This window comes from Pseudomonas sp. 20-5 (assembly GCF_056782835.1).
This window is the reverse complement of sequence record NZ_CM165584.1, coordinates 310010-334462: the sequence shown is the minus strand read 5'-3', so window position 1 is coordinate 334462 and position 24453 is coordinate 310010. Positions and strand designations below refer to the sequence as shown.

22 protein-coding genes are annotated in these 24453 nt (G+C 66.6%); 14 read left to right on the top strand and 8 right to left on the bottom strand.

What is annotated here, in order from left to right; genetic code table 11:
* The first annotated feature begins 50 nt into the window (after positions 1-50).
* The 5 genes from AC1RB9_RS01525 to aguA all read left to right on the top strand — a co-directional run bounded on the left by AC1RB9_RS01525 (position 51) and on the right by aguA (position 5705).
* The gene (locus tag AC1RB9_RS01525) at positions 51-1427 is read left to right on the top strand and encodes a glutamine synthetase family protein (RefSeq protein ID WP_003112937.1); all 1377 of its coding nucleotides are present in this window, start codon (positions 51-53) and stop codon (positions 1425-1427) included.
* Positions 1428-1682: 255 nt separating this feature from the next.
* Complete coding sequence (locus AC1RB9_RS01520) at positions 1683-2744, top strand: polyamine ABC transporter substrate-binding protein (protein ID WP_003162097.1); 1062 nt, start codon at positions 1683-1685, stop codon at positions 2742-2744.
* A 62-nt stretch (positions 2745-2806) separates the two neighbouring features.
* Positions 2807-3472: a TetR/AcrR family transcriptional regulator gene (locus AC1RB9_RS01515; protein WP_003162098.1), complete on the top strand. Its 666-nt coding sequence runs from the start codon at positions 2807-2809 to the stop codon at positions 3470-3472.
* A 162-nt stretch (positions 3473-3634) separates the two neighbouring features.
* A complete protein-coding gene (aguB, locus tag AC1RB9_RS01510; protein WP_003111119.1) occupies positions 3635-4513 on the top strand; it encodes an N-carbamoylputrescine amidase in 879 nt (292 codons plus the stop codon).
* Positions 4514-4598: 85 nt separating this feature from the next.
* Complete coding sequence (gene aguA / locus AC1RB9_RS01505; RefSeq protein WP_003459210.1) at positions 4599-5705, top strand: agmatine deiminase; 1107 nt, start codon at positions 4599-4601, stop codon at positions 5703-5705.
* Positions 5706-5839: 134 nt separating this feature from the next.
* Here aguA and AC1RB9_RS01500 read toward each other — a convergent pair whose 3' ends face one another.
* The 6 genes from AC1RB9_RS01500 to desA form a co-directional block, all read right to left on the bottom strand.
* Positions 5840-7222, bottom strand: a complete 1383-nt coding sequence (locus tag AC1RB9_RS01500; RefSeq protein WP_009875698.1) for an OprD family porin — start codon at positions 7220-7222, stop codon at positions 5840-5842.
* A 613-nt stretch (positions 7223-7835) separates the two neighbouring features.
* Positions 7836-8807 carry a GGDEF domain-containing protein gene (locus tag AC1RB9_RS01495; RefSeq protein WP_003084261.1) on the bottom strand — a complete coding sequence of 324 codons (972 nt, stop codon included), beginning with the start codon at positions 8805-8807 and terminating at the stop codon, positions 7836-7838.
* Positions 8808-8919: 112 nt separating this feature from the next.
* Positions 8920-9882, bottom strand: a complete 963-nt coding sequence (locus AC1RB9_RS01490) for a LysR family transcriptional regulator (RefSeq protein WP_003128540.1) — start codon at positions 9880-9882, stop codon at positions 8920-8922.
* Positions 9883-9934: 52 nt separating this feature from the next.
* Positions 9935-10891 (bottom strand): agmatinase, encoded by a 957-nt coding sequence (gene speB, locus AC1RB9_RS01485; protein ID WP_003112934.1) that lies wholly within the window; start codon positions 10889-10891, stop codon positions 9935-9937.
* A gap of 55 nt (positions 10892-10946) precedes the next feature.
* A complete protein-coding gene (locus AC1RB9_RS01480) occupies positions 10947-12332 on the bottom strand; it encodes a sodium:solute symporter family protein (RefSeq protein WP_003144950.1) in 1386 nt (461 codons plus the stop codon).
* A 228-nt stretch (positions 12333-12560) separates the two neighbouring features.
* Complete coding sequence (gene desA / locus AC1RB9_RS01475) at positions 12561-13739, bottom strand: delta-9 fatty acid desaturase DesA (protein WP_003459205.1); 1179 nt, start codon at positions 13737-13739, stop codon at positions 12561-12563.
* A gap of 171 nt (positions 13740-13910) precedes the next feature.
* Here desA and AC1RB9_RS01470 point away from each other — a divergent pair, with 171 nt between their 5' ends.
* The 6 genes from AC1RB9_RS01470 to AC1RB9_RS01445 all read left to right on the top strand — a co-directional run bounded on the left by AC1RB9_RS01470 (position 13911) and on the right by AC1RB9_RS01445 (position 20567).
* Positions 13911-16193 carry a putative bifunctional diguanylate cyclase/phosphodiesterase gene (locus tag AC1RB9_RS01470; RefSeq protein WP_003162102.1) on the top strand — a complete coding sequence of 761 codons (2283 nt, stop codon included), beginning with the start codon at positions 13911-13913 and terminating at the stop codon, positions 16191-16193.
* Positions 16194-16356: 163 nt separating this feature from the next.
* A complete protein-coding gene (gene oscA, locus AC1RB9_RS01465) occupies positions 16357-16539 on the top strand; it encodes a sulfur starvation response protein OscA (protein WP_003084246.1) in 183 nt (60 codons plus the stop codon).
* A gap of 176 nt (positions 16540-16715) precedes the next feature.
* The gene (locus tag AC1RB9_RS01460; protein WP_003459204.1) at positions 16716-17714 is read left to right on the top strand and encodes a sulfate ABC transporter substrate-binding protein; all 999 of its coding nucleotides are present in this window, start codon (positions 16716-16718) and stop codon (positions 17712-17714) included.
* A 161-nt stretch (positions 17715-17875) separates the two neighbouring features.
* The gene (gene cysT, locus AC1RB9_RS01455) at positions 17876-18694 is read left to right on the top strand and encodes a sulfate ABC transporter permease subunit CysT (RefSeq protein WP_003084241.1); all 819 of its coding nucleotides are present in this window, start codon (positions 17876-17878) and stop codon (positions 18692-18694) included.
* 10 nt (positions 18695-18704) lie between these two features.
* Positions 18705-19574 (top strand): sulfate ABC transporter permease subunit CysW, encoded by an 870-nt coding sequence (gene cysW / locus AC1RB9_RS01450; protein ID WP_003084239.1) that lies wholly within the window; start codon positions 18705-18707, stop codon positions 19572-19574.
* A gap of 3 nt (positions 19575-19577) precedes the next feature.
* Positions 19578-20567 (top strand): sulfate/molybdate ABC transporter ATP-binding protein, encoded by a 990-nt coding sequence (locus tag AC1RB9_RS01445; RefSeq protein WP_003104490.1) that lies wholly within the window; start codon positions 19578-19580, stop codon positions 20565-20567.
* A gap of 13 nt (positions 20568-20580) precedes the next feature.
* Here the strand turns inward: AC1RB9_RS01445 and AC1RB9_RS01440 are convergent, their stop codons facing one another.
* Positions 20581-21279, bottom strand: coding sequence for an ArsR/SmtB family transcription factor (locus AC1RB9_RS01440; protein WP_003104488.1), 699 nt, complete (start codon positions 21277-21279; stop codon positions 20581-20583).
* Between the two features lie 93 nt (positions 21280-21372).
* Here AC1RB9_RS01440 and AC1RB9_RS01435 point away from each other — a divergent pair, with 93 nt between their 5' ends.
* Positions 21373-22125 carry a sulfite exporter TauE/SafE family protein gene (locus tag AC1RB9_RS01435; RefSeq protein ID WP_003459202.1) on the top strand — a complete coding sequence of 251 codons (753 nt, stop codon included), beginning with the start codon at positions 21373-21375 and terminating at the stop codon, positions 22123-22125.
* 171 nt (positions 22126-22296) lie between these two features.
* Positions 22297-23055 carry a metalloprotease LoiP gene (loiP, locus tag AC1RB9_RS01430; protein ID WP_003084230.1) on the top strand — a complete coding sequence of 253 codons (759 nt, stop codon included), beginning with the start codon at positions 22297-22299 and terminating at the stop codon, positions 23053-23055.
* 39 nt (positions 23056-23094) lie between these two features.
* On the opposite strand, the gene AC1RB9_RS01425 is transcribed toward loiP, so the two are convergent.
* Positions 23095-23610, bottom strand: a complete 516-nt coding sequence (locus tag AC1RB9_RS01425; protein WP_003107722.1) for an Mpo1 family 2-hydroxy fatty acid dioxygenase — start codon at positions 23608-23610, stop codon at positions 23095-23097.
* A 75-nt stretch (positions 23611-23685) separates the two neighbouring features.
* Here AC1RB9_RS01425 and AC1RB9_RS01420 point away from each other — a divergent pair, with 75 nt between their 5' ends.
* On the top strand, positions 23686-24372 hold the full coding sequence (locus AC1RB9_RS01420; RefSeq protein WP_003107720.1) for a Crp/Fnr family transcriptional regulator: 687 nt from the start codon (positions 23686-23688) through the stop codon (positions 24370-24372).
* Positions 24373-24453: the final 81 nt, after the last annotated feature.

The window sequence follows — 24453 nt, the reverse complement described above, 5'->3', positions numbered from 1 at the left end:
TAGCCTACCCCCCGCATGATTGAAATTTTTAACAAAAAAGGTGTTGCATCATGTCGGTACCCCAGCGTGCCGTTCAGCTCACTGAACCGAGCGAGTTCCTCAAGGAACATCCCGAGGTCCAGTTCGTCGACCTCCTTATTGCAGACATGAATGGCGTGGTTCGCGGCAAGCGGATCGAACGCAACAGTCTGAACAAAGTCTTCGAAAAAGGTATCAATCTCCCCGCTTCCCTGTTCGCCCTCGATATCACCGGCTCCACCGTAGAGAGTACCGGCCTGGGTCTCGACATCGGCGACGCCGACCGGATCTGCTACCCGATCCCCGGCACCCTCTCCATGGAACCCTGGCAGAAGCGCCCGACCGCGCAACTGCTGATGACCATGCACGAACTGGAAGGCGAACCGTTCTTCGCCGACCCCCGCGAAGTCCTGCGCCAGGTGGTGGCCAGGTTCACCGAGATGGAACTGACCATCGTCGCCGCCTTCGAGCTGGAGTTCTACCTGATCGACCAGGAGAACGTGAACGGCCGGCCGCAACCGCCGCGCTCGCCGATCTCCGGCAAACGTCCGCAGTCGGTGCAGGTGTACTCCATCGACGACCTCGACGAATACGTCGAGTGCCTCCAGGACATCATCGACGGCGCCCGCGCCCAGGGCATCCCGGCCGACGCCATCGTCGCCGAATCCGCACCGGCGCAGTTCGAGGTCAACCTCAACCACGTCAACGACGCCCTCAAGGCCTGCGACCACGCGGTGCTGCTCAAGCGCCTGGTCAAGAACATCGCCTACGACCACGAGATGGACACCACCTTCATGGCCAAGCCCTATCCGGGCCAGGCCGGGAACGGACTGCACGTGCATATCTCGCTGCTCGACAAGCATGGCAACAACATCTTCACCAGCGAGGATCCCGAGCAGAACGCCGCATTGCGCCATGCGATCGGCGGTGTGCTCGAGACCCTGCCGGCCTCCATGGCCTTCCTCTGCCCGAACGTCAACTCCTACCGCCGCTTCGGTTCGCAGTTCTACGTGCCGAACGCGCCGAGCTGGGGCCTGGACAACCGCACCGTGGCCCTGCGCGTGCCCACCGGCAGCCCGGACGCGGTACGCCTGGAACATCGGGTGGCCGGTGCCGACGCCAACCCCTACCTGCTACTGGCAGCGGTGCTGGCAGGCGTTCATCACGGGCTGACCAACAAGGTCGAGCCGGGCGCGCCGATCGAAGGCAACTCCTACGAGCAGATGGAGCCGAGCCTGCCGAACAACCTGCGCGACGCCCTGCGCGAGCTGGACGAAAGCGAGATCATGGCGAAGTACATCGACCCGAAGTACATCGACATCTTCGTCGCCTGCAAGGAAAGCGAGCTGGAGGAGTTCGAGCACTCGATCTCCGACCTCGAGTACAACTGGTACCTGCATACCGTCTGAGGTAGCGGTATCGGCGCGCCGGTCCTGGGCCGGCGCCGTACGCAGCGAAATCCGGGGCGGTTTCGCAGACACTCAACGCGGGGGCGTCTGTGTCTGGGAAACCGCCCCGGTCCTTTTCTCGGAACCGGGAAATGTGCGCCACGGCACAGCCTGCCGCCACGCCTCCCGCCAGACTCGATGCTGGCCTGCATCAATGCCTCTGCCGCCTGGCTCCGGCACCATCGTCCGCTCCGTTCCGTCCAGCGAGAAGATTCCATGCCCCGCCTTTCCGCCCTGCTGTTCCTCGCCCTCGCACCCTGGCTGGCCCAGGCCGAGGAGACCCTGCGCGTCTACAACTGGAACGACTACATCGACCCGCAGGTGCTCGAGTCCTTCCAGAAGGACACCGGCATCCGCGTCGAGTACCACACCTTCGCCACCGCCGAGGAACTGGACAAGGCGCTGCGCAGTGGCGAGGCGATCGACGTCGCCGTCCCCTCCCACGACACCCTGCCGGCCCTGCTGAAGGACAACCTGCTGCGGCCGCTGGACTTCACCCAGCTGCCCAACCGCAGCCATCTCGACCGTCAATTGCTGAGCAAACTGGCCGCGGTCGATCCTGACAATCGCCACGCCGTCCCCTATCTATGGGGTGCCGTAGGCCTGGCCATCAATACCCCGCAGGCCGAAGCCGCCTATGGCGGGCCGCTGCCCAACAGCTGGAGCCTGCTGTTCGACACCAGCCAGAGCCAGCGCCTGAAAAGCTGCGGCATCAGCCTGCTGGACGCGCCGGACGAAACCCTGGCGATCCTCCTCAACTACCAGGGCCGCAACCTCGGTCGTACTGCGCCGAGCCAGGTACGCCGCGCCGCCGAGGCGCTGCACGGACTGCGACCGAACCTGCGCTACGTCGACAGCGAGCGCTACATCGCCGACCTCGAAGGCGGTCGCCTCTGCCTGGCCATGGCCTGGGTCGGCGACGCCCTGCGCGCGGCCAAGGCGGGCCAGCCGGTAAGTTTCGAGGTACCGCAGGAAGGCTCGGTGCTGTTCATCGACAACCTGGTGATCCCGGCCGGCGCCCAGCATCCACGCGAGGCGCACCGTTTCATCGACTACCTGATGCAACCGAAGATCGCCGCACAGATCACCGCCGCCACCCTCTACCCCAGCGGCAACGCCGACGCCGCCGGCTTCCTCGATCCCGCCCTGCGCCAGCAACCGGGCCTGTATCCGGACCGCGACACCAGCCGCCGCCTGTTCGCCCTGGAAACGCCGCCGGAAAAGCTCCGGCCGGTGGTCGACGAGATCTGGAAGGCCTTCCGCGGCGCCAGCCACTGAGCGGCTTGCCCCGGTCGCGTGAGCTGGCGTCCAATAGCCGCTCACGCCCGGAGACCCGCCACATGCAGCCCACCTCGCCCACCCGCAAGCCCCGCGCCAGCAGCCAGGCCCGGATCGCCGCGATCCTCGACGCCGCCCGCGACCTGCTCGCCGACGAAGGCATCGGCGGCCTGTCCATCTACAGCGTGGCCGAACGCGCGGAAATGCCACCATCGTCGGTCTACCACTTCTTCCCCAGCGTGCCGGCCCTGCTCCAGGGGCTGACCGGCGAGGTCCACGCCGCCTTCCGCGCGTGCCTCGAACAGCCGGTGGACCATGCAGGCCTGCGCTGCTGGCGCGACCTGTCGCGGATCGTCGAGGAGCGCATGCTGGCGGTCTACGCCCGCGACGCGGCGGCCCGCCAACTGATTCTCGCCAGCCACGGCCTGGCCGAAGTCACCCAGGCCGATCGCCAGCATGACGTGCAACTCGGCCAGGCCATGCGCGCCCTGTTCGAGCGGCATTTCCTGCTGCCACCGCTGCCGACCGATATCGAGATCTTCAGCCTGGCCATGGAGCTAGGCGATCGCGTCTACGCATTGTCGGTCCAGCGTCACGGGATCATCGACGCACGCCTGGCGGAAGAAGGCATGCGGGTGTTCGACGCCTACCTGGGGCTCTACCTGCCGCCGATCCTGGAAAAGCGTAGCGAACCATTATCCGGATTTATATCCGATTTAAATCGATAGAAAATCCATAAAACCCTCTTAAACCGCTTCACAGTCCGATTTTTATCGGATATAAATCCGCCCATCACTCGATTGGGCGCGACACCCCGTTCCCGCCCGCCCGACCCACAACCGGCCGCCGCCAAGCCCGGCAGCCATCCGAGCCAGCACACGAGGTGCTCCATGACCCGCAACGTCACCGTCGCCGCCACCCAGATGGCCTGCTCCTGGGATCGTCCGGCGAACATCGCCCGCGCCGAGAAACTGGTGCGCCAGGCCGCCGCCAGGGGTGCGCAGATCATCCTGATCCAGGAACTGTTCGAGACCCCCTACTTCTGCCAGAAGCCGAACCCGGACTACCTGCAGCTGGCCACCACGGTCGAGGAGAACGCCGCCATCGCCCACTTCCAGGCCCTCGCCCGGGAGTTGCAGGTGGTATTGCCGATCAGCTTCTTCGAACGCGCCGGGCGCGCCCGCTTCAACAGCATCGCGGTCATCGACGCCGATGGCGGCAACCTCGGGGTCTACCGCAAGAGCCACATCCCGGACGGCCCGGGCTACCACGAGAAGTACTACTTCAATCCGGGCGACACCGGCTTCAAGGTCTGGCAGACCCGCTACGCAAGGATCGGCGTCGGTATCTGCTGGGACCAGTGGTTCCCCGAATCGGCGCGCAGCATGGCCTTGCTCGGCGCGGAACTCCTGTTCTACCCGACCGCCATCGGTAGCGAACCGCACGACGCCAGCATCAGCTCGCGCGATCACTGGCAGCGCGTGCAGCAAGGCCATGCCGGAGCCAACCTGATGCCGCTGGTGGCTTCCAATCGCATCGGCCGCGAGGAGCAGGATGGCTACGACATCACCTTCTATGGTTCTTCGTTCATCGCCGACCCGTTCGGCGAGAAAGTCGAGGAGCTGAACCGCACCGAGGAAGGTATCCTTGTCCACACCTTCGACCTCGATGCGCTGGAGCGCACCCGCAGCGCCTGGGGCGTGTTCCGCGACCGCCGGCCGAACCTCTACGGTCCGCTGAAGACCCTGGACGGTTCGCTGGAGTCCTGAGGCCTCGGGAAACGATCCGCGCGGGGACGCCCCGCGCATTCCGCGCCGGCGTCCGCCGCGCATAGCAACGATTTCAGGAGCAGCGATGAGCAACCCGACCAGCACCCCACGCGCCGACGGCTTCCGCATGCCCGCCGAATGGGAACCCCACGAGCAGACCTGGATGGTCTGGCCGGAACGCCCGGACAACTGGCGCAACGGCGGCAAGCCGGCCCAGGCGGCCTTCGCCGCGGTGGCCAAGGCCATCGCGCGCTTCGAGCCGGTCACCGTCTGCGCCAGCGCCGGGCAGTACGAGAACGCGCGCGCACGCCTCGACGACGGCAACATCCGCGTCGTGGAAATCAGCAGCGACGATGCCTGGGTCCGCGACACCGGCCCGACCTTCGTCATCGACGACAAGGGCGATGTACGCGGCGTCGACTGGGGCTTCAACGCCTGGGGCGGCTTCGAAGGCGGCCTGTACTTCCCCTGGCAGCGCGACGACCAGGTGGCACGCAAGATCCTCGAGATCGAACGGCGCGCCCGCTACCGCACCGACGACTTCGTCCTCGAGGGCGGCTCGATCCACGTCGACGGCGAAGGCACGCTGATCACCACCGAGGAATGCCTGCTCAACCACAACCGCAACCCGCACCTGAGCCAGGCGGAGATCGAGCGGACCCTGCGCGACTACCTTGCGGTGGACAGCATCATCTGGCTGCCGAACGGCCTCTACAACGACGAGACCGACGGCCACGTCGACAACTTCTGCTGCTACGTGCGTCCCGGCGAGGTGCTGCTGGCCTGGACCGACGACCAGGACGACCCGAACTACCTGCGCTGCCAGGCCGCCCTCCGCGTGCTGGAAGAAAGCCGCGACGCCAAGGGACGCAAGCTGGTGGTGCACAAGATGCCGATCCCCGGCCCGCTGTACGCGACCCAGGAAGAGTGCGACGGCGTGGATATCGTCGAGGGCAGCCAGCCGCGCGATCCCTCCATTCGCCTGGCCGGCTCCTACGTGAACTTCCTGATCGTCAACGGCGGCATCGTCGCGCCAAGCTTCGACGATCCCAAGGACGCCGAGGCCAGGGCGATACTCCAGCGGGTGTTCCCCGAGCACGAGGTGGTGATGGTCCCGGGGCGCGAGATCCTCCTCGGCGGCGGCAACATCCATTGCATCACCCAGCAGCAACCGGCGCCGCGCAAGGCCTGACGGGCATCCCGCAGGGCGGATGGCCAGCCGCGGCGCTGTTCGCCCTGGCCGGCCCGGCACGCCGAGTGGCGCCATGAATGAAAAAAGCCCGCGTCCTCCAGGAGGACGCGGGCTTTTTCCTGTCCGGCCGGAGCTTACAGCAGCGGCAGGGTGTAGCTGACGATCAGGCGGTTCTCGTCCTGGTCGCGCTGGTTGTTGCTCGAACCGGCGGCCGGCAGGCCGCTGCGGAAGGAGGCGTTCTTCCAGGTGAAGCCCAGGCCCTTGAAGGTGCCGTCCGGGATCACGTAGGCCAGGGAGATATCGCGTTCCCACTCGCTCTGGTCGCCGCGGGCGGTCTTGATCTTGTCGCCGCTCAGGTAAATGGTGTTGAAGGTCAGGCCCGGCACGCCGACGGTGGCGAAGTCGTAGCCGTAGCGGACCTGCCAGGTGCGCTCGCCGGCACGCTGGAACTTGCCGATCTGCACGTCGGTGATCAGGTACGCGGTGGAACCTTCGCCATCGCCACGGTTCAGGAACGGGAAGTCGCTGTCGCCGTTGAGGATCTGGTAGCCGGCGCCGATGCTGTGGCCGCTGACGGTATAGGTGAAGAGACCGCTGAAGGCGCGGTTGTCGACTTCGCCCTTGGTCACGCCGCTGCCGTAGTAGCCGCTGCTGACGTAGCCGTCGGCACGGCCGGAACGGCTGCCGTTCTTGCCGTCGGAGCTGCTGTCGAAGGCACGCAGGTCGGTCTTCAGGACGCCCGGGCCAATCTGCCAGTTGTGGATCAGGCCGAGGAAGTGCTGCTTGTAGAAGTCGTCCAGGTTGCCGTAGTAGTACTGCAGGGTCAGGTCCTTGTTGACCTTGTAGTCGCCACCCGCGTAGTAGAACTTGTTGCTGTCGCGCGAGCTGGCGCTGCTGCCGTTGGCGCCGGCGATGCTCAGGCTGCGGTTGTCGGTGGAGTTACGGCCCTTGGAGTGCTCCAGTTGGCCGGCAACCAGGGTGAAGTCCTTGAGATCGGTCGAGGTGACCTGGCCGCCCTCGAAGGTGACCGGCAGCAGGCGGCCGTCGTTGTAGGTGACCACCGGCAGCTTCGGCTGCAGGGTGCCGTAGCGGAACTCGGTGTTGGACACCTTGGCCTTGGCGGTCAGGCCCAGGCTGGCGAAGTCGTGCACCGGCTCACCGTTGCTTTCCAGCGGGAACACGGTGCCCGGCTGGCGGTCCAGGCCGCTCTTGCCGGCACGGCCGCCGCCGTCCAGGCGCACGCCGAGCAGGCCCAGCGCGTCGACGCCGAAGCCGACGGTGCCCTGGGTGAAGCCCGACTGGTAATTCAGGATGAAGCCCTGGCCCCACTCTTCCTGCTTGCTCGGCGAGGCGCTGCCATTGCGGTTGTCGGTATTGATGTAGAAGTTGCGCAGGGTCAGCGATGCCTTGCTGTCCTCGATGAAACCGGCGGCGACCGCCTGTTGCGCCAGGGCACCGAGGGTACCGGCAGTGATGGCCAGGGCCAGTCGTGACTTGTTGATCTTGCGACTCTTCATTGGTCTTTTCCCCATTGGTATTGCTAATTGTCTTCCGGTCGGGGGAAGTGGAACGCGTGGGCCCGACCGGTCGTTGAAACACTGAGCGCCGAACCATCCCGGAAGATGGCGCGCGCGAAACTCGGCATTCGATGGATCAGGAAACGGCGCAACCCGCGACGATGGAACGACGGGGCAGGCAAGCAGGCAGGGAGGCAGCGAACGGAAGCGTGTGCATGGGTGTACTCGTGTCTTGTTATTGTGCGGCGGGTGTCTCGACCCACCGCCAGTGAAGGCAATTTGTAAGCCAATCTTTCCATCGGGCTCCGCCTTCGCGTCCTCTCGGGCTTCCTGCCCTTCTCCCGGCTGACGGGCCGGAGGGTATCGGCAGAAAACCGCCTATTACAGCTTCCTTTCTGGCGAGTTACCGCCACGTTTCAGAAAATCGTTATTTCCTGCGCTTTATAGCGCGTGGGTAATAAACAGTAAAATATCCGCAATAAACCTAAAAAGAATTAATTATTCGTATTTAATAGCTTTAAGGAATATTGTACCGCAGCCGCAGCCTGCCGGTCGCCTCCCCAAAGAGGTATTCCGTGGCGCCGTCGACAAAACGGAAACGTTTGCCCAGCGGTCAGCCCACGACGATGCAGTCCTTGCCCTGGCGCTTGGCCGAGTACATCGCGGCGTCGGCCCGGCTGTAGAGGGCACCGAGCCCCTCGTCATCAGCCTGGAGGACCGTCAGGCCCTGGCTGACGGTGATCCCGAAGCTTTGTTCGCCCTCCTGGAAGCGCAGGCGTTGCACCTCGCGCTGCAGGCGTTCGCCGATCTGTCGCGCGGTCTGCTCGTCGCAGCCGGGCAGCAGCACGGCGAACTCCTCGCCGCCGATCCGCCCGAACAGGTCGCCACGGCGCAACGCGGCACTGCCGCTCTGGGCGATACGCTGGAGGACCTGGTCGCCGACCTGGTGGCCGAAGCGGTCGTTGATCTTCTTGAAGTCATCGACGTCCAGCAGCAGGAACGCCAACGGTATCCCCTCGCGGCGACACTCCTTGAAGGCCGCCTCGGCACTGTCGAAGAAATAGCGACGGTTGCTGCTCTGGGTCAGCACATCGGTGGTGGCCAGCCGTTGCAGCTCGCTCTCCATGTGCTTCTTGTCGGTGATGTCCTCGGCGATGCCCACCACCATCAGCGGCAGTCCCGCCTCGCCCTGGCGGCTGACGAAGCACTTGTCGTTGAGCCAGCGGACCTCGCCGTCGCCACGCACGATGCGGTATTCGCGTTGTTCCACGGCGCCACGTTCGAGCACCTGCAGCAGGCTGCTGTCGGCGTAGTCGAGGTCGTCCGGGTAGATGCTGTTGCGCCATTCCTCGTAGTCCGCCAGCAGCAGCGCCGCGGAACGGCCGAAGATTTTCTCGTAGGCGGGGCTGACGTAGACCATTCGCCGGTTCTGCCAGTCGTAGGCCCAGAGCACCGAGTTGACGCTGGCCAGCAAGGCGCTGAAGAGTTGCTCGCGCTCCTTCAGCCGGGCCACTTCGGCACGGCTGTGCAGCAAGGCCAGCGCGGCCTCCTGCGGGTCTTCGGGAATGCCGGTTAGGTCGTCCATGGATCGTCGCTCTGCTCGCGGAACGGGTTCGACCGCCAACTTAGCGCAGGGGTCGCGGCGATACAGAAATGCCCGCCGAACGGCAGGGAAAGGCTCCAGCCAGTGCGCTCGGTCACAATTGCCGAGCGATGCCGTTCGTATTCGCCGGAGCCTGCACGCCCAGTTGTTTCTGCGCCTCGAACAGCGAGCGCAGGAACAGGGTCAGGGTCGGTCGTTCTTCGTGTCCCTGGCGGGTAATGCAATGGAATTCCGAGTCGTAGGCCAGTTGCCGTGGCCGGATCGCCCGCATGCGCCCTTCGGCGACCCAGGTGGCGGCATAGTGCGTCGGCAGGTAGCCGATGTAGGTACCGCTGAAGACCAGGGTAGCGATGGCCTCCATGGTGTAGGCGTCGGTTCCCTGGTTGAAGCGCAGGTCGTGCGGGCGGTGGTTTTCCGCCATGTAGCCGCGGCCGACATAGTCGGCGGCGCAGATCTCGTCCAGCGCCGGTTCGTCGTCCGCCCGGGCGAAGAAGGGGTGCGCGCTGCCGCAATAGAGGTTCTGCTCCTCGCGGAACAGGGGTTGGTAGTAGAGCCCGGACAACCGGTGGTGGAAGGCCCCCACCGCCAGTTGCAGGCGCTCTTCCAGCACCGCGTGCTCGAGTTCGTCGGGACGCCGCGTGTGCAGCTTGAGCAGCACCTCCGGGGCGCGCTGGCGAAACAGCCGGATGGCCAGCGGCAACGGTAGGCAATGCTGGCCGATGACGCCATCGACGCAGCCCAGGTGCAACGCCTCGCGATCGCGCCCGCCGAGGCCACGGACCTGCTCGCGGAAACGGGCGATGTCGCTGAACAGGCCGAGCGCGGCGTCGTAGAGCTCCTGCCCCTCCTCGGTCAACTGGAAACCGCCGTTGCCGCGCCGGCACAGGGAATAGCCCAGGCGCACCTCCAAGTCGCGCACCAGCACGCTCAGGCGCGACAGGCTGGTGTTCAGGCGCGCCTGGGCGGCAGTGAAGCCGCCGGCCTCGACGATGGCGCAGAAGGTGCGCAGCATGCGCAGGTCGATGTCGTTGAGGTTGCCCAGCATTCCCGCCCCCATGGCGTTCGGTCCGCCTTCGTTATAGCGCCAAAGCCGGGCCGGCGGAACGCCGTCAGGCGCTTCGCGCGGCCGACTCGGCAAGCAGGCAGAGCAGCTCGAACATCATGGTCGCCCCCACCAGCGCCGTGGCGCCGCCGACATCGAACGGCGGCGAGACTTCCACCACGTCGGCGCCGACCAGGTCCAGCCCGCGCAGGCCGCGGACCAGCTGCTGGGCCTGGAGGCTGGTCATGCCGCCGATCTCCGGGGTGCCGGTGCCGGGCGCGAAGGCCGGGTCGAGCACGTCGACGTCGAAACTCACATAGGTCGGCCCGGCGCCCACCACCCGCCGCGCTTCGGCCAGGGTCGCCTCGACGCCCAGTTCGACGAACTCCTCCATGTGGATCACGCGGATGCCGCACTCGCGGGCGAAAGCGTCGTCGTCCGGCGAATACACCGAGCCGCGGATGCCGATCTGCACCGTGCGCAGCGGATCGAGCAGGCCTTCCTCGATGGCTCGGCGGAATGGCGTGCCGTGGGTGTAGGGGTTGTCGCCGAAGTAGCGGTCGTTGGTATCGGAATGCGCATCGAAATGCACCATGCCCAGCGGCCGCTCGCGACCCAGGGCGCGAAAGATCGGCAGGGTCACCAGGTGGTCGCCACCGACCGACAGCGGCAGGGTACCGGCGGCATGGACCTGGCGATAGAAGCCTTCGATGCGGCGCAGCGAATCGAGCAGGTCGATGGGATTCACCGGCGCATCACCGAGGTCGCCGACCCGCACCAGGTCGTAGGGCGCGATGCGGCTGACGTGATGCACCTTGCGCATCAGGCTGGACAGGTTGCGCACCTCGCGCGGGCCATGGCGGGCACCGGCGCGGTTGGTGGTGCCGCCATCCCAGGGCACGCCGATCAGGCCGACCTGCAGCGCCGCCGGGTCGGTGAACGCCGGCAGGCGCATGAAGGTCGGGATACCGGCGAAGCGTGGAATCTCGGCGGCGTCGAGGGGCTGCGGATGGTCGTTCGACATGGGGCGTCTCCGTGTGGCGGGAAGAAAGCGCCGGGCGCCGCCCGGCGCGGTGAGTTCATTCCGGCTGGGCTCGCAGGCTGGCGGCAGGACGGGTAGCCAGGCTGACCGCGACGAAGGTCGCCAGGCTGGCCAGCAGGCCGTAGACGATCGGCGAGTTGGCGAGCAGGCCGTCGCGGGCCATGCAGACGATCACCGCCAGGCAACCGGCGACGATGCTGGCGATCGCTCCCTGCGGACTGGCCCGACGCCACAGCAGCGCGCCGACGATCGGCACCAGCAGGCCGCCGACCAGCAGGTTGTAGGCGATGCTCAGGGCCGCGATGACATCGTTGACCAGGCACGCCAGGACCAGCATCGCCACGCCCATCAGCAGGGTGATGCAACGGCTCAGGCGGATGTCGCTGGTGGTACCGGGGCGCAGGAAGCGCGCGTAGATGTCTTCCTGCAGCACGGTGGCCGCCGCCAGCAGGCACCCACTGGCGGTGGACATGATCGCCGACAGCGCGGCCGCCACCACCAGGCCGCGTAGGCCCGGCGCCAGTACCTCGCGAGTGATCTCGGCGTAGGCGTTCTCCGGCACCGCCAGGTCCGGCAGGAGGACCCGCGCCGCCGCGCCGATCAGCGCGCAGGCGGCGCCGTAGAGCATGCAGTAGACGCCGGCGCCAAGCCCGGCGTAGCGCACCACCGTCTCGCTGCGCGCGGTGAACACCCGCTGCCAGATGTCCTGGCCGATCAGCGCACCGAAGAAGTACAGGAGGAAGTAGGTGAGTATGGTATCCAGGCCGATGTGGCCGAGGTCGAAGAAGCCCGCCGGCAGCACCTCCTGCATGCGCGCCAGGCCACCGGCGCCGTCGATCGACAACGGCAGCAGGACCAGGAAGATACCGACGGTCTTGATCACGAACTGGATGATGTCGGTCAGCGTAAGGGACCACATGCCGCCGATCACCGAATAGACGATGACGATCCCGCCACCGCAGAGGATCGCCGGGATCCGCGGGATGCCGAATACCACCTCGGTGACCGAGCCGATGGCGATGGTCGCGGTGACCGCCACCATCAGGTCGTAGGCGACCATGACCACCCCGCCGATCAGGCGCGAGGAGGCCTGGTAGCGCTGCTCCAGCACCTGGGTCACGGTGAACACCCGCAGGCGCGCGATCTGCCGCGAGAACACCAGGCTGAGGACGATGATCCCCAGGCCGAGCATGAACACCAGCCACAAGCCGGACAGGCCGAACTGGTAGCCGAGCTTGACCGTACCGATGGTCGACGCGCCGCCGAGCACCACCGCGGCCATGGTCCCCAGGTAGAGGCCGGGGCCGAGGCGGCGTCCGGCGACGAGGAAATCGCTCTGGCTCTTCGCCTTGCGCATTCCGTACCAGCCCAGGCCCAGCATGGCCAGGGCGTAGACCAGCATGATCAGGTAATCCAGCAACATCGCCCGCGCTCCTTTTCTTGTTGTTCTGCGTGACGCCCGGCGTGGCGCCTGGGCACGCCGAAGATAGGCCGGGCGCCGCCCGGGCTGAATCCCGGATCGGGCAAGTCGACTTGCGGAGGAAGAGAAGTATCGGCGGGGCGTCGCATTGGCGACGCCGAAACGCAACGCGCCGGCAGGAGCCGGCGCGTTGCAGAGGCGGCTGACGCACCCGCGAGGGCGCGCCAGGCGTCAGGCGGGACGCAGCGAGTAAGTCTTCAGTTGCGCGGCGAACTCCTTCAGCGACTGGATACCGCTGGCTTCCGCCTCATGCACCCAGTCCTTGATCGCCGCCAGCATGTCGTGGCCGTTGGCGCTGGTCTTGGCCCAGATCTGCTGCAACGCCAGGCGCTTCTCGTAGATCACCTTCAGCGCCTGGCTGTGGGCGAGCATCGAGTCGATGCGCACGTGGTGGCGGTCCTGCAGCAGGCTGGTCTCGCGCGACAGCAGGCGCTTGGCGCGGCGGAACAGGTGGCGCACCGACTCGTCGGCCTTGGCCACTTCCTGTTTGACCAGCGGCGCGATCACCAGCTTGCGGTACTGCGCCATGATCTGGAAGCGGTTGTTGAGGATCGCCATGGCGGTATCCATGTCCAGGCTGTGCTTGCCTTCGACCCGATGGGCGATCGGCGCGACCCGGGCGACCCTGGCCAGGCGCAGGAAACTGAACAGCTTGATCCAGGCCCAGCCCAGGTCGAATTCCCACTTCTTCACCGACAGCTTGGCCGAGTTCGGGTAGGTGTGGTGGTTGTTGTGCAGCTCTTCGCCACCGATGAGGATGCCCCAGGGCACCAGGTTGGTGGCGGCGTCGCGGCATTCGAAGTTGCGATAGCCGACCGCGTGGCCGAGGCCGTTGACCACGCCGGCGGCCCAGAACGGAATCCATACCATCTGCACGGCCCAGACGGTCAGGCCAAGGGCGCCGAACAGGGCCAGGTCGATGAGCGCCATCAGCACCACGCCGCCGATCGGGAAGCGCGAGTAGAGATTGCGCTCGATCCAGTCGTCCGGGCAGTTCTTGCCGTAGATGCGCAGGGTGTCCTGGTTCTTCGCCTCGGCCTTGTACAGCTCAGCGCCTGCGCGCAGGACGGTGAACAGGCCCTTGTGCACCGGGCTGTGCGGATCCTCGACGGTCTCGCACTTGGCATGGTGCTTACGGTGGATCGCGGTCCATTCGCGCGTGTTCATCCCTGTGGTCAACCACAACCAGAAACGGAAGAAGTGCTGCAACGCAGAGTGCAGGTCGAGTGCACGGTGGGCGGAATAGCGATGCAGGTAGACGGTCACGCTGACGATGGTGATATGCGTCAGCACCAGGGTAACTGCCACCAGTTGCCAGGGCGACAGGTCGAGAAAACCGTTGAACCACATAGGCGGTACTGAACCTCGGGGGGATTTGGGAGTGATGAGGGCCTTGTCTGACAAAACCTGGGGGCATTATCACCAAGCGGCTGGGGATTACCATCCGTTCTTTTAGATATGAACAGGGCCGGATGGCCATCATTTATACTGCCCGGCCAATAATTGCCCACTGAAAATCCCATGAGCCCCCGCCTGAGTGCCCTTCGCCTGAGCCTGGCTTATCTCGCAATCGCCATCGCCTGGGCGTTCCTGAGCGATCATTTGTTACAAAACCAGGTCCAGGACCACGACCAGCTGGTGTTCTGGATGACCGCCAAGCGGCTGTTCTTCTTCGCCGCCACCGGCCTGCTCCTGTACCTCTACCTGGTACGCCAGTTTCGCCGCAAGGCCCAGGCCTACGACGAACTGCACGGCAGCGAGCAGCGCCTGAACCGTGCCCTGGAAGCGGTGCGCGACGGACTCTGGGATTGGGACCTGGTGACCGACCGGATGTTCGTCTCGCCGGGCTACGCCGCGCTGATCGGCCTCGCCCCGGAGGAACTCGGCGACCCCATCGAGACCTGGAAGAAGCGCCTGCACCCGGAAGAGTACGCCACCGTGCTGGAGGCCCACCGCAACCACCTGCAGGGCCTGACCGACAATCTCGACCACATCTACCGCCTGCGCCACAAGGACGGCGACTACCGCTGGATCCACTCGCGCGGCCGGGTCCTCCGCGATGCCCTGGGCAAGCCGCTGCACTACACCGGCGTGGCCCGCGACATCACCCTGCAGCGGCTCAAGGAAGACCACCTGCGCCAGGCCGCGGCGGTATTCGACAGCACCCGCGAGGGCGTTCTGGTCACCGATGCCCAGGCGGTGATCGTGCACGTCAACCCTTCCTTCGAGCGCATCACCGGCTACCGTTCCGAGGACGTGCTCGGCAAGACCCCGGCGATCCTCCGCTCCGGCCGCCAGGACCAGGCGTTCTACCAGCGCCTGTGGCTGGCCCTGCGCGAGCAGGACGTCTGGAGCGGAGAGATCTGGAACCGTCGCAAGAGCGGCGAGATCTACCCGCAGTGGCTGCACATCCGCGCGGTGCGCAACGACCAGGGCCAACTGACCCACTACGTCGGGGTGTTCTCCGACCTGAGCAGCATCAAGCGCTCGGAGAACGAGCTGGACTTCCTCGCCCACCACGACTCGCTGACCGGCCTGCCCAACCGCGTGCTGCTGCGCGAGCGCATCGAGCAGGCGCTGGAGAACGGCAAGGACCGGACGGTGGCCGGGGCCCTGCTGCTGATCGACCTCGACCACTTCAAGCACATCAACGACAGCCTCGGCCATACAACTGGCGACATGCTCCTCAAGGAGGTCAGCAAGCGCCTGCAACACCAGCTCGACGAGCGCTGCCTGCTGTCGCGACTGGGCGGCGACGAATTCGCCATCCTCGTCGAGAACGACGACCCGGAAGCCGTCGCGCGACTCTCGCAGCGCATACTCGACGGTTTCAACGCGCCGTTCGACATCCACTGCCAGCCGATCTATATCAGCGCCAGCCTCGGTGTCAGCCTCTACCCGGAAGACGCCAGCGACGTCGACCACCTGATGCAGCATGCCGACGCCGCGCTGTTCCAGGCCAAGGACAGCGGGCGTAACGCCTACGCCTTCTACACCCGCGTGCTGACCGCCCGGGCCCGCGCCCATGTCCAGGTGGAATCGGCCCTGCGCCATGCGCTGGATCACGACGAACTGCGCGTCCACTACCAGCCGGTGCACGACCTGGCCAGCGGGCGGATCGTCGGCGTCGAGTCGCTGGTGCGCTGGCAGCATCCCGAGCGCGGCCTGGTGCCGCCAGGCGAGTTCGTCCCGGTGGCGGAGGAATGCGGGCTGATCGCCGCGCTGGACAATTGGGTGCTCAAGCGGGCCTGCCGGCAGATGCGCGAATGGCAACAGCGCGGCGTCGAACTGGAGTTCGTCGCGGTCAACGTCTCCAGCCGGCTGTTCAACCGCGGCGGCCTGGAGGAAAGGATCGCCAACGCCCTGGAAGAGTCCGGGCTGGAGCCCCGCTACCTGGAGCTGGAAGTCACCGAAAGCGCAGTGATGGAGGACTTCGAGCAGTCCCTCAACCTGCTCTGCCGCCTGCGCATCCTCGGCGTGAACCTGGCCATCGACGACTTCGGCACCGGCTATTCCTCGCTGATGCGCCTCAAGCGGCTGCCGGTACACAAGCTGAAGATCGACCAGGGCTTCGTCGCCGGCCTGCCCGGCGCGGTGGACGACGCCGCGATCGCCCGTGCGATCGTTGCCCTGGCGCAAAGCATGGGCCTGCGGGTGGTTGCCGAGGGTATCGAGCACCAGGACCAGGCGCTGTTCCTGCGCGAACATGGCTGCGACTTCGGCCAAGGCTACTGGTACGGACGGCCGCAACCGGCGGAAGCGCTGCGCTTCGACCTGCCGCCCGTGGCGTTGCCGGAAGACTGAGCCTGGCGGCGAAGCCGGGCCGCTTCGCCGTCTTATAACCACTTTACCTATAAAGATTCTTAAACAATATTTTTAAGAATATTGCCCACTGCTTACTATGCGCCTCACGCCGCCTCCACTTCGTCGAGCAACGCGGCACCTCGAGCCACAGGAGCAGAGACCCATGAGCGCAACCCTCAGAAGCCTGGATGGCCAGGACGAAGCCACCATCCTGCGTGAAATCCAGAGTGCCCTGCGCGGCCTTCGCTTCGGCGCCGTCGAGATCACCGTGCACAACGGCCAGGTGGTGCAGATCGAGCGCAAGGAAAAATTCCGTCTGCAGCAACCGGCCGTCAAGCAGGCCTGAAGCACACGACCCGACTGGACCACCGGAGGCGTCTCGCCATGAACATCCGTTCGATACCCCATCCGCACCGGTACTGCAGCTGTCGGCCGCGAATGCGCGCCTGACGCCCCGTGTTCCCGTCGTTCCGCCAACACCCCATTAGAACAATCGAAACAGCACACACCTAGGAGCTGCACATGTCCCTTCGTCATTTCGCCCTGGCCGCACTCGCCAGCGCCCTGGTCTCCGGCCCGGTTGCCGCAGCCACGCAACTGCTGAACGTTTCCTACGACCCGACCCGCGAGCTGTACCAGGCCTACAACGCGGCCTTCATCAAGCACTGGAAGGCCCAGGGCGGCGAGGACCTGACCGTCCAGCAGTCCCACGGCGGCTCCGGCAAGCAGGCCCGCGCGGTGATCGACGGGCTCAAGGCCGACGTGGTGACCCTGGCCCTGGCCGGCGACATCGACGAACTGCACAAGCTCGGCAAGCTGCTGCCGGCCGACTGGCAGGCACGCCTGCCGGACAACAGCACCCCCTACACCTCGACCATCGTGTTCCTGGTGCGCAAGGGCAACCCCAAGGGAATCAAGGACTGGGGCGACCTGACCAAGGAAGGCGTGGAAGTCATCACGCCGAACCCGAAGACCTCCGGCGGCGCGCGCTGGAACTTCCTCGCCGCCTGGGCCTGGGCGAAGAAGCAGTACGGCAGCGACGAGAAGGCCAAGGACTACGTGCAGGCGCTGTACAAGCACGTACCGGTGCTCGACACCGGCGCCCGCGGCTCGACCATCACCTTCGTCAACAACCAGATCGGCGACGTGCTGCTGGCCTGGGAGAACGAGGCGTTCCTGGCGAAGAAGGAACAGGGCGGGGAAAACTTCGAGATCGTCGTACCCTCCATCTCCATCCTCGCCGAACCGCCGGTCGCGGTGGTCGACAAGGTGGTCGAGAAGAAAGGCACCCGCAAGGTCGCCGAGGCCTACCTGCAATACCTGTACAGCGAGGAAGGCCAGCGCATCGCCGCACAGAACTTCTATCGGCCGCGCAACCAGAAGGTCGCCGCCGAGTTCGCCACGCAGTTCCCGAAACTGAACCTGGTCACCGTCGACTCCGATTTCGGCGGCTGGAAGACGGCCCAGCCGAAGTTCTTCAACGACGGGGGCATCTTCGACCAGATCTACCAGGCGCAATGATCGCGACGGCAGACCCGTCGCCCGAACCACGGCCCCTCTCCCAGACCCTCTCCCGGACGGGCGAGGGGGCTAGCAGGCCCGGTCCCGTACCGGGCCCACTGCCGGAAGGAACCGGCACCGGGAGAGCCACCAAGCGTTCCAACGCAGAGTAAGGACAGAACATGTCACGACGCATTTCCCCGGTCATACCCGGCTTCGGGCTGACCCTGGGATACACCCTGGTGTACCTCAGCCTGCTGGTCCTGATCCCGCTGGGGGCCATGTTCCTCAAGACCACCCAGCTCAGCTGGGAGCAATTCTGGGCCATCATCAGCGCGCCGCGGGTGCTCGCCGCGCTCAAGCTGAGCTTCGGCACCGCGCTCGCCGCCGCCGTGCTCAACGGCTTGATCGGCACGCTGCTGGCCTGGGTCCTGGTGCGCTACGAATTCCCCGGACGGAAGATCATCGATGCCATGATCGACCTGCCCTTCGCCCTGCCCACCGCCGTCGCCGGTATCGCCCTCACCGCGCTCTATGCGCCGGCCGGCCTGGTCGGCCAGTTCGCCAGCGACCTCGGCTTCAAGATCGCCTATACCCCCCTGGGGATCACCCTGGCGCTGACTTTCGTGACCCTGCCGTTCGTGGTCCGCACGGTGCAGCCGGTGCTCGCCGACATTCCCAAGGAAGTCGAGGAAGCCGCCGCCTGCCTCGGCGCCAGGCCGCTGCAGGTGTTCCGCCATATCCTCGTGCCGGCGCTGCTGCCGGCCTGGCTGACCGGTTTCGCCCTGGCCTTCGCCCGGGGCGTCGGCGAATACGGCTCGGTGATCTTCATCGCCGGCAACATGCCGATGAAGACCGAGATCCTGCCGCTGCTGATCATGGTCAAGCTGGACCAGTACGACTACACCGGCGCCACCGCCATCGGCGTGCTGATGCTGGTGGTGTCCTTCATCCTGCTGCTGCTGATCAACCTGCTGCAGCGTCGCATCGAAACCCCGTAAGGAGGGCGCCATGTCCAGTGCAAGCATTTCCGCTGCCACCGCCAGCGCCTCCCGCCGCGGCAACGCCGGCGGCCGCCTGGCCCTGATCGTCCTGGCCTGGCTGGTCTTCGCCCTGTTCCTCCTGCTGCCGCTCTACGTGGTCCTGAGCGAGGCGCTGAAGCAGGGTTTCGGCACCTTCTTCGAGGCGATCCTCGAACCCGACGCGCTGGCCGCGCTGAAGCTGACCCTGATCGCGGTGGCCATCTCGGTGCCGCTCAACCTGCTGTTCGGTGTCGCCGCCGCCTGGTGCGTGAGCAAGTTCGAGTTTCGCGGCAAGAGCATCCTGGTGACCCTGATCGACCTGCCGTTCTCGGTCTCGCCGGTGATCGCCGGCCTGATCTACGTGCTGTTGTTCGGCGCCCAGGGCTACTTCGGCGAATGGCTGAGCGACCACGACATCCAGATCGTCTTCGCGGTGCCCGGCATCGTCCTGGCGACCCTCTTCGTCACCGTGCCCTTCGTCGCCCGCGAACTGATCCCGCTGATGCAGGAGCAGGGCACCCAGGAGGAGGAAGCCGCCCGCCTGCTCGGCGCCAACGGCTGGCAGATGTTCTGGCACGTGACCCTGCCGAACATCAAGTGGGGCCTGATCTACGGCGTGGTGCTCTGCACCGCGCGGGCGATGGGCGAGTTCGGCGCGGTGTCGGTGGTTTCCGGGCATATCCGCGGTGTCACCAACACCCTGCCGCTGCACGTCGAGATCCTCTACAACGAATACAACCATGTCGCCGCCTTCAGCGTCGCCAGCCTGTTGCTGCTGATGGCGCTGGTCATCCTTCTGCTCAAGCAGTGGAGCGAATCCCGCATGTCCCGACTGAAAAGCAATGCTGACGAGGAATGAACCATGAGCATCGAAATCCGTAACGTCAGCAAGAACTTCAACGCCTTCAAGGCCCTGGACAACATCAACCTGGATATCCAGAGCGGCGAGCTGGTGGCCCTGCTCGGCCCCTCCGGGTGCGGCAAGACCACCCTGCTGCGGATCATCGCCGGGCTGGAAACCCCGGACGCCGGCAACATCGTGTTCCATGGCGAGGACGTCTCGCAGCACGACGTGCGCGACCGCAACGTCGGCTTCGTCTTCCAGCACTACGCGCTGTTCCGCCACATGACGGTGTTCGACAACGTCGCCTTCGGCCTGCGCATGAAGCCCAAGGGCGAGCGGCCGGGCGAGTCCGCGATCAAGGCCAAGGTCCACGAGCTGCTCAACATGGTGCAGCTCGACTGGCTCGCCGACCGCTATCCCGAGCAGCTCTCCGGCGGCCAGCGGCAGCGTATCGCCCTGGCCCGCGCGCTAGCGGTGGAGCCGAAGATCCTGCTCCTCGACGAACCCTTCGGCGCCCTCGACGCCAAGGTACGCAAGGAGCTGCGCCGCTGGCTGGCGCGCCTGCACGAGGAGATCAACCTGACCTCGGTGTTCGTCACCCACGACCAGGAAGAAGCGATGGAAGTGGCCGACCGCATCGTGGTGATGAACAAGGGCGTGATCGAGCAGATCGGCTCGCCCGGCGAGGTCTACGAGAACCCGGCCAGCGATTTCGTCTACCACTTCCTCGGCGACTCCAACCGCCTGCAACTGGGCAACGACCAGCACCTGCTGTTCCGCCCCCACGAAGTGTCGCTGTCGCGTTCCGCGGTGGCCGAGCACCGCGCCGCCGAGGTCCGCGACATCCGTCCGCTGGGGGCGATCACCCGGGTAACGCTGAAGGTCGACGGCCAGGACGAACTGATCGAAGCCGAAGTGGTGAAGGACCACGACAGCCTGGCCGGCCTGGCCCGCGGCGAGACCCTCTACTTCAAGCCGAAGGCCTTCCAGCCGGTGGCCAATCTCTGATCCCGCGGCGGGTTCAGCCCGCCGTGCGCTCCGCCAGGCCGCGCAGTCCCGCGCGGCCCTTCGACGACACCTGCAACGCCCGCGAGCCGTCCTGCGGCCGCAACCAGCCCTGGCGCAGACAGGCCTCCAGCAACGCCGCCCCCAGCGCGCCGCCGAGGTGCGGCTTGCGTTCGCTCCAGTCGGGGCAGGCGCAGGCGAACTGCCGACGGCGGCGGCGGACCTCCGCCAGGTCGATTCCCAACCTGGCCAGCCCGGCCTCGCCGGTCGCGCTCAGGCGCAGCGTCCTGCCCTCCTGCTCGATCCAGCCGGCATCCAGCATCCGTGCGAACACACCGACCGCGAGTTCGCCGGCCAGGTGGTCGTAGCAGGTCCGCGCCTCGCGCAACGCCGACGGCGTGCCGTGGCTCGGCGGCAGGCTGCGCCGCTGCGGCTGCAGGGCCAGGGAGGCGCTGGCCAGCGCTTCCACCGCCTGTCCCACTTCCGGCCCGGCCAGGCGATAGAAGCGATTGCGCCCGCGCGCCTCCAGGCTCAGCACGCCGCCCTCGACCAGCCGTCCCAGGTGGCCGCTGGCGGAGGACGGCGAGACGCCCGCCAGCAGCGCCAGCTCGCTGGCCGGGCGGGCGCTGCCATCCATCAGTGCCCAGATCATCTGCGCGCGGCCGGGATCGGCGAGCAGCGCCGCCAGCGAACTGAAGCCGGGATTGAATTGCATGCTTCACCTCCGGATGAAACATTGCCTGTCGACGACGAGAGATACTGGCCGCCATCGCCCGTTCGCGCCAGCCCGAGACAAGGAAGAACCCGCATGTCCGTCGACCTCCACGCCCTGATCCCACTGATCGCCCTCACCTTCCTTCTCGCGGGCTTCGTCAAGGGCGTGGTCGGCCTGGGCCTGCCGACGGTCTCGGTGGGCCTGCTCGGCCTGGCCATGCCGCCGATGCAGGCGGCGGCGCTGCTGATCGTGCCGTCGATGGTGACCAACCTCTGGCAGCTCGCCTGCGGCCCGCGCTTCCTCGGCTTGATGAAGCGCCTGGCCGGCCTGCTGCTCGGGGTGATCGTGGGCACCCTGCTGGTCGGCGCATGGCTCGGCGGCGACGCACCAAGGCAGGCCACCGGCGTGCTCGGCCTGGCCCTGGCGGCCTACGCGCTGCTCGGCCTGGCCGCGATCCCGCTGCACCTGCCGGCACGCCACGAGCCCTGGGCCGGCCCGCTGGTCGGGCTGGCGACCGGCGCGCTGACCGCGGTCACCGGGATTTTCGTGATTCCCGCGGTGCCCTACCTGGGAGCCCTAGGATTGCAGCGCGACGAACTGGTCCAGGCCCTCGGCCTGTCGTTCAGCGCCTCGACCCTGGCCCTGGCGGTCACTCTCGGCGTGCATGGCGACCTGCTCGAACCGCAGATGCTCGGCGCCTCGCTGCTGACCCTGGTCCCGGCGCTGGGCGGGATGCTCCTCGGCCAGTGGCTGCGCCAGCGGATCAGCGCGACGCTGTTCAGGCGCTGCTTCTTCGTCGGTCTCCTGCTGCTCGGCGCCGACCTCGCCTGGCGCGGTTTCCACTGACGCCAGGGACGCATTGCGCACCCGCCAGGGCGGGCCTGCGGCCTTCGCGGGACTTCCGACGAACGGCACAAGTCGCTATCATCCGCCGCCGCGCGACCCCCACCGGGCGCGCGGCACCGGGCGGAACACGCCCGTCCGGCACGGAACGCCACCTATCGCAAGGAGCACACGATGAAGACCCGTCTTTCCCTTTCCGCCCTGGCCCTCGCCTGCGCCACCCTGGCCGGCTGCCAGAACCTGCCCCAGGGGGACCTCATGCAGCACGGCATGATGGCGGTGAAGGCTGCAACCCTGAGCGACGCCGAGGTCCGCCAGGTCGCCGACCAGGCCTGCGCCGAGTCCGACCAGCAAAACCGCATCGCCCCGGCCAACAGCAAGTACGGCCAGCGCCTGGACAAGATCGCCAAGGCCCTGGGCGACCAGATCGACGGCGTGCCGGTGAACTACAAGGTCTACCTCACCGAGGAGGTCAACGCCTGGGCCATGGCCAACGGCTGCATCCGCGTCTACAGCGGGCTGATGGAGCTGATGAGCGACAACGAGATCGAAGGCGTACTCGGCCACGAGATGGGCCACGTCGCCCTCGGCCACACCCGCAAGGCCGCCCAGACCGCCTACGCGGCCGCCGCGGTGCGCGGCGCCGCCGGCGCCTCGAAGAGCGGCGCGCTGGCCGCCCTGTCCGGCTCCCAGCTGGGCGAACTCACCGAATCGCTGGTCAACGCGCAGTTCTCCCAGTCCCAGGAATCCGACGCCGACGATTTCTCCTACGAGCTACTGAAGAAGCGCGGAGTGAACACCCAGGGCCTGGTCACCGCCTTCGAGAAGCTGGCCAAGCTGGGCGGCGGCGACAGCAGCATGTTCGATTCGCACCCGGGCTCCCAGGCCCGCGCCGATCACATCCGCCAGCGCATCGCTGCGGATCGCAAGTAACGCTCCCACCCCGGTCTCCCGCGCTCGCGGGAGACCGCCTCACGCCGCCCGCTTGTGCTCGCGAATGCAGGTCGGGCCGGCGCGCTCCTCGACCTCGCGCTGCACGTCGCCGCGCAGCCCCAGCAGAAAGGCCAGTTCCGCCAGCACGAAGAGCGGACCGACGATCAACCCGCTGAGATCGTCGACGAAGGCCGGCTTGCGCCCTTCGTAGTAATGACCGACGAACTGGATGATCCAGCCGACCACGAACAGGCCGACGCCCCAGCCCAGCCAGGCCGCGGTAGTCCCCGCCGCCAATTGCGCAGCGCCCCACACCGTCAGCGCCAGCAGCGCCGTCATGGCCACGCCGAAGCGCAGGTCCAGGCGCAGGTAGAACAGCGCCGCGGCGAGCGCCAGCAGCAGCGCCGGAGACAGGCCGAACCCCAGCGCCGGCCGCGCCAGCAACACGGCGATGGAGAGGACGATCATCGGAATGCCGATGAAATGGCTGAAGATGTTGCGCCGGTCGCGGTGGTAGGCGGCGTATTGCGCAAGGTGATCGACTAGGGTTTTCATTGTTGTGGTCTCACGCCAGGGTTCTCGCATCATCGCGCCGCCCCGGTTTTCCACTCTGTCAGCTAGACGACAAACATGAACGAGCGTACCGACTACCGTTCGCAACTCCAGGCCGGCCGCTGGTTCCAGGGTTTGCCGGAGGCCTTGCAGACGCACCTGCTGGCACTCGCCCAACCGCGCCAGTTGCCGCCGGGCCAGCGCCTGTTCGCCCGCGGCGACGCGCCCTGCGGACTGTACTGCGTGGTCGAGGGCGCGATCCGTATCAGCGCGGTCAGCGAGAACGGCAAGGAGGCGCTGCTGATCCTGGTGGAAGCGCCGCACTGGTTCGGCGAGATCGCCCTGTTCGACGGCCAGGCGCGCACCCACGACGCCTACGCCGAAGGCCACACCCAGCTACTCCAGGTGCCGCAGGCGGCGCTGCTCGAACTGCTTCGCCGCGAGCCGCACTACTGGCGCGACGTGGCCCTGCTGATGAGCCACAAGCTGCGCCTGGCATTCATCGCCCTGGAAGAGATGGCCCTGCTGCCGGCCGCACAACGCCTGGCGCGGCGCCTGCTGATGCTCGCCGAGGGCTACGATAACAGCCGCAGCCGGCAGGTCCTGCACCTGCCGCAGGAACAGCTGGCATTGATGCTGTCGCTGTCACGGCAGACCACCAACCAGATCCTCAAGGACCTCGAAGCCCAGGGCATCCTCCAGCTCAGCTACGGCGGCATCGAGATTCTCGACCTCGCTGGCCTGCGCGCGGCCACCCACGGCTGAGCGCGAATCACACTTTCGAACGCTTGCAGGCGCGCCATGGCCGGCTACCGTGTGCAGGGCACCTGCCCTCGGTGCGGATAT

What these genes read in the sequence shown, in the direction of transcription:
- AC1RB9_RS01525 (WP_003112937.1), top strand. Translation starts at nt 51, where the DNA reads ATGTCGGTACCCCAGCGTGCCGTTCAGCTCACTGAACCGAGCGAGTTC.
- AC1RB9_RS01520 (WP_003162097.1), top strand. Translation starts at nt 1,683, where the DNA reads ATGCCCCGCCTTTCCGCCCTGCTGTTCCTCGCCCTCGCACCCTGGCTG.
- AC1RB9_RS01515 (WP_003162098.1), top strand. Translation starts at nt 2,807, where the DNA reads ATGCAGCCCACCTCGCCCACCCGCAAGCCCCGCGCCAGCAGCCAGGCC.
- aguB (WP_003111119.1), top strand. Translation starts at nt 3,635, where the DNA reads ATGACCCGCAACGTCACCGTCGCCGCCACCCAGATGGCCTGCTCCTGG.
- aguA (WP_003459210.1), top strand. Translation starts at nt 4,599, where the DNA reads ATGAGCAACCCGACCAGCACCCCACGCGCCGACGGCTTCCGCATGCCC.
- AC1RB9_RS01500 (WP_009875698.1), bottom strand. Translation starts at nt 7,222, where the DNA reads ATGAAGAGTCGCAAGATCAACAAGTCACGACTGGCCCTGGCCATCACT.
- AC1RB9_RS01495 (WP_003084261.1), bottom strand. Translation starts at nt 8,807, where the DNA reads ATGGACGACCTAACCGGCATTCCCGAAGACCCGCAGGAGGCCGCGCTG.
- AC1RB9_RS01490 (WP_003128540.1), bottom strand. Translation starts at nt 9,882, where the DNA reads ATGGGGGCGGGAATGCTGGGCAACCTCAACGACATCGACCTGCGCATG.
- speB (WP_003112934.1), bottom strand. Translation starts at nt 10,891, where the DNA reads ATGTCGAACGACCATCCGCAGCCCCTCGACGCCGCCGAGATTCCACGC.
- AC1RB9_RS01480 (WP_003144950.1), bottom strand. Translation starts at nt 12,332, where the DNA reads ATGTTGCTGGATTACCTGATCATGCTGGTCTACGCCCTGGCCATGCTG.
- desA (WP_003459205.1), bottom strand. Translation starts at nt 13,739, where the DNA reads ATGTGGTTCAACGGTTTTCTCGACCTGTCGCCCTGGCAACTGGTGGCA.
- AC1RB9_RS01470 (WP_003162102.1), top strand. Translation starts at nt 13,911, where the DNA reads ATGAGCCCCCGCCTGAGTGCCCTTCGCCTGAGCCTGGCTTATCTCGCA.
- oscA (WP_003084246.1), top strand. Translation starts at nt 16,357, where the DNA reads ATGAGCGCAACCCTCAGAAGCCTGGATGGCCAGGACGAAGCCACCATC.
- AC1RB9_RS01460 (WP_003459204.1), top strand. Translation starts at nt 16,716, where the DNA reads ATGTCCCTTCGTCATTTCGCCCTGGCCGCACTCGCCAGCGCCCTGGTC.
- cysT (WP_003084241.1), top strand. Translation starts at nt 17,876, where the DNA reads ATGTCACGACGCATTTCCCCGGTCATACCCGGCTTCGGGCTGACCCTG.
- cysW (WP_003084239.1), top strand. Translation starts at nt 18,705, where the DNA reads ATGTCCAGTGCAAGCATTTCCGCTGCCACCGCCAGCGCCTCCCGCCGC.
- AC1RB9_RS01445 (WP_003104490.1), top strand. Translation starts at nt 19,578, where the DNA reads ATGAGCATCGAAATCCGTAACGTCAGCAAGAACTTCAACGCCTTCAAG.
- AC1RB9_RS01440 (WP_003104488.1), bottom strand. Translation starts at nt 21,279, where the DNA reads ATGCAATTCAATCCCGGCTTCAGTTCGCTGGCGGCGCTGCTCGCCGAT.
- AC1RB9_RS01435 (WP_003459202.1), top strand. Translation starts at nt 21,373, where the DNA reads ATGTCCGTCGACCTCCACGCCCTGATCCCACTGATCGCCCTCACCTTC.
- loiP (WP_003084230.1), top strand. Translation starts at nt 22,297, where the DNA reads ATGAAGACCCGTCTTTCCCTTTCCGCCCTGGCCCTCGCCTGCGCCACC.
- AC1RB9_RS01425 (WP_003107722.1), bottom strand. Translation starts at nt 23,610, where the DNA reads ATGAAAACCCTAGTCGATCACCTTGCGCAATACGCCGCCTACCACCGC.
- AC1RB9_RS01420 (WP_003107720.1), top strand. Translation starts at nt 23,686, where the DNA reads ATGAACGAGCGTACCGACTACCGTTCGCAACTCCAGGCCGGCCGCTGG.